Origin of the sequence: Xanthovirga aplysinae, from assembly GCF_009711365.1 — a bacterium.
Classification (GTDB): Bacteria; Bacteroidota; Bacteroidia; order Cytophagales; family Cyclobacteriaceae; genus Xanthovirga; species Xanthovirga aplysinae.
This window is the reverse complement of record NZ_SMMB01000677.1, coordinates 1-3,219: the sequence shown is the minus strand read 5'-3', so window position 1 is coordinate 3,219 and position 3,219 is coordinate 1. Positions and strand designations below refer to the sequence as shown.

The window sequence follows — 3,219 nt, the reverse complement described above, 5'->3', positions numbered from 1 at the left end:
ACCAATCAAGTAATGGGTTTATGGTCCTTTCTGAGGATTCAGTGGTGAATCCTCCAGACACTTTAGTTTTTCCTCCTGATACAGTTATATTTCCGCCCGATACAGTCGTTATTCCACCTGACACTGTCATTTCTCCTCCTGATACGGTCCTCCTACCCCCTGATTCCGTTTATTTTAATTTCAATGACTAACAATCAGTAAATATCTAGGAGGAGCTTTTGGCTTTTTTGAAATAAAAAAACTAAAAGCCTTGATATTAAGAGTTTATTTGGTATAAAATAATTGGCACTGTTAAAAAAACAGTGCCATTAACACCATTTGACTAACCATTTTTTAGTACCAATTAGGTTTTGCTTATTAATTTTTTTTAACAACACACCATATATTTATTAGAATTCCAAGTGAAGAAAACAGTAGTGAGTAAAGCGGTCAATGATATAAAAAAAGAAGATTTGCATTAAAAAACAGGAAGGGCCTTATCAATACCAATACAAATTTCCATTTGTCCAATCCAAAGGTACAATGTGAAGTGCTTAATATGTAACAGCTGGCACGAAAAAGAGAATTACATGAGTAGTGTCCCCAATTAGCAAATTTCTGTATCCCAATTCCTATTATTCTGTAAAAAAGTAACCCACTGAATAAGTTTTTGCCTTCCCACTAATTAAAACCCTACCGTTATTATCGACACACAATAAATCTCCTCCTCTGTCGGAAAGTTGTTTAGCTGTTAATTTCTTTTTTCTTAGCTGTTCACTCCAATAGGGTATCAAAGAACAATGGGCTGAGCCGGTCACAGGGTCCTCTAAAATGGAAGATTGTGGTGTAAAAAATCTTGATACAAAGTCACAATTACTGCCTTTTGAGGTAACAATTACCCCTCCGGGGTCAAGATTAATTTGGTCAAAAATTTGACGATCAATTGTAATATTTATAATATCCTTTTCAGTTTCGTAGACCAAGAGATAATCTCTTGATTTCAGCACTGTCTTCGGCTGTATATTTAAAGATCTTTTAATTATATCTGGCAATTCAGTTGCAGATGGTTCTCGTGAAGGAAAATCCAAGGTGTATAATTCCTTTTCAATGGAAACACTTAGATCTCCACTCAAGGTCTTAAATATTATTTTTTCTTTTTGGTGCCCAAGAATTTTGTTTAAAACATGAGCTGTTGCTAGGGTGGCATGTCCACATAAGTCCATTTCAATATCTGGTGTAAACCATCGTAAATGAATATGGTCTTCTCTTTCAATAAAAAAAGCTGTTTCGGCCACAGCATTTTCTTGACTAATTTTTAATAGAATTTTATCAGGAAGCCAATATTTCAAAGGCACAACACATGCTGGATTTCCACCAAAAATCTTATCCGTAAAAGTGTCAATTTGATATATTTCTAATTTCATTCCAGGTTTCAATCTTTAAATAACATAAGGCTGTAAAACTAATTCCCTAAAATTATCTAAGAAATTAAGGGAATTAAATAACTTATCTAAATTTCAAATAGCACCTAAACTCATGAAAAAAAACAACTCATATTTTCGAATGCTATTTTATCTTTAACAGTTTCAGTAATTAAATAAAACAAAAGGGACGATTTACTGAGGTCTTTTTTATTAGCTGGCTCTTCTTTGTGTTAGAGTTTTCCTAAAAACCTTCTTAAATCGGTTCTCACTTTCTACCGATCTTTTTCTCCTATTTGAAAAATAAACCCCAAATATTATTAAAATTACACCCACATAATGACTAAAACTGATCACCTCTCCATCGAGTAGCCCCCACATCACTGCTACTATTGGCACTAGATACAATGTTGAACTCGAAAAAATAGGGTCGGTAATCAAAAGAAGTTTATTAAATAGGCTAATTGCCAATGCTGTGCCAACTCCTCCTAATATTACTAAATAAGCTAGCGCCATTATAGCCCCATCTTCCTCTGTTAATTTTTGCACAAAATCCGTTGCTGAAAACAAATAGACTGAAGCGAAAAGGCCCATGATAAAAATGGAAACACTTGAAATAACCATGGAATTCAAGTCTGACAAATGAAATTTTACAAGATTTAAATTATTCCCATACATAAATGTAGCCACCACAATTAACAGGGCATACATATTTACACTATTCAAATCATTTCCTTGTCCTGACAAAACAAGAACCGCTGTCCCAACAAAACCAATCATAATTCCCAAAAGATGTTGGGGGAAAATCTTTTGACCGTAGAATAAAGCACCCACAACTAAAACATTTAGGGGCACTAATGCATTTAAAACCCCAGAGATGGCACTATCTAATTGGGTTTGGGCAGTAGCAAACAAAAAGGCTGGAGCCAATACTCCTACAAATCCGGACACAGCTAAAAGAAATACCTGCTTCTTTCTTAACCCTTTCATGGCTTTTAAGGCCATCGGAAAAAGAAATAAGCCTGCTATCATCACTCTGATACCAGCAACTTCCCCTGGATCAAAAACGACCAGACCTTTTTTCATTAATATAAATGAACTACCCCAAATTAAGGTGAGCACCAACATAATTCCCCATGCCAAGGGACCTCTTTTGTTTTTTTGTATGTTTGTCATTTCAATAGTTTATTCAATATTTAAAATTTCCCCTCCTTCCAGGAATTCCTCACTGAATGGTTGTAGGGAATTATCAAATAACTTATCCTTCTTCAAAAGGAATTGAGGCTTAACTTTATTCTTACAAAAAGCTAAAGACAGCCGAATGCTTTTTAATACTTCTTTGAGGGAGTTTCAAATATTTAGTAAAGATTGATTTCATAAAATTACATATTTAAGATTATCGATATTGTTGCCTAAATTTTTTAATATTCTAATTCAATTGAATTTAAATACTCCTTAATAACTTTTTCATTCCTTTTGAAATAAGACCATTTTCCATGCCTGGTTAAAATAATTAGATTGCATTTTTCCATCATTGATAAAAAAGATGAAATGGTGGATTGTGACAACCCCGCTTTATCTTTAATATGGGAGGCACACACCCCATCATCAAAATGTCCCAAATCCTCGTGAGGTGGAAAGTTGTTTTCCGGATCCCGTAACCATTTCAGAATTCTTAGCCTGGTGGGATTCCCTAAGGCCTTACTGATTTCAATGATTTGCTCTTCATTCATGCGACAAACATATCGACAAATGTCGAAATATCAAAATAAAGATTCGAAATTTGAAGAAATTATTATCAGGTCTGGCTAACTGGCTG

Annotated in this window: 4 protein-coding genes; 1 reads left to right on the top strand and 3 read right to left on the bottom strand. The window is 34.2% G+C overall.

What is annotated here, in order from left to right; genetic code table 11:
• Positions 1-191, top strand: a 191-nt coding sequence (locus E1171_RS24195) for a hypothetical protein (protein ID WP_222931383.1), incomplete at its 5' end; no start/stop codon positions are given.
• Between the two features lie 423 nt (positions 192-614).
• On the opposite strand, the gene E1171_RS04075 is transcribed toward E1171_RS24195, so the two are convergent.
• The 3 genes from E1171_RS04075 to E1171_RS04065 form a co-directional block, all read right to left on the bottom strand.
• Positions 615-1,403, bottom strand: coding sequence for a PhzF family phenazine biosynthesis protein (locus tag E1171_RS04075; RefSeq protein WP_155204364.1), 789 nt, complete (start codon positions 1,401-1,403; stop codon positions 615-617).
• A 210-nt stretch (positions 1,404-1,613) separates the two neighbouring features.
• The gene (locus E1171_RS04070) at positions 1,614-2,576 is read right to left on the bottom strand and encodes a DMT family transporter (protein WP_155204362.1); all 963 of its coding nucleotides are present in this window, start codon (positions 2,574-2,576) and stop codon (positions 1,614-1,616) included.
• Positions 2,577-2,821: 245 nt separating this feature from the next.
• A complete protein-coding gene (locus tag E1171_RS04065; protein ID WP_155204360.1) occupies positions 2,822-3,133 on the bottom strand; it encodes an ArsR/SmtB family transcription factor in 312 nt (103 codons plus the stop codon).
• Positions 3,134-3,219 lie beyond the last annotated feature (86 nt).

Excerpts from the sequence above, each read along its gene's own strand:
- E1171_RS04065 (WP_155204360.1), bottom strand. The coding sequence starts at position 3,133 with ATGAATGAAGAGCAAATCATTGAAATCAGTAAGGCCTTAGGGAATCCC.
- E1171_RS04075 (WP_155204364.1), bottom strand. The coding sequence starts at position 1,403 with ATGAAATTAGAAATATATCAAATTGACACTTTTACGGATAAGATTTTT.
- E1171_RS04070 (WP_155204362.1), bottom strand. The coding sequence starts at position 2,576 with ATGACAAACATACAAAAAAACAAAAGAGGTCCCTTGGCATGGGGAATT.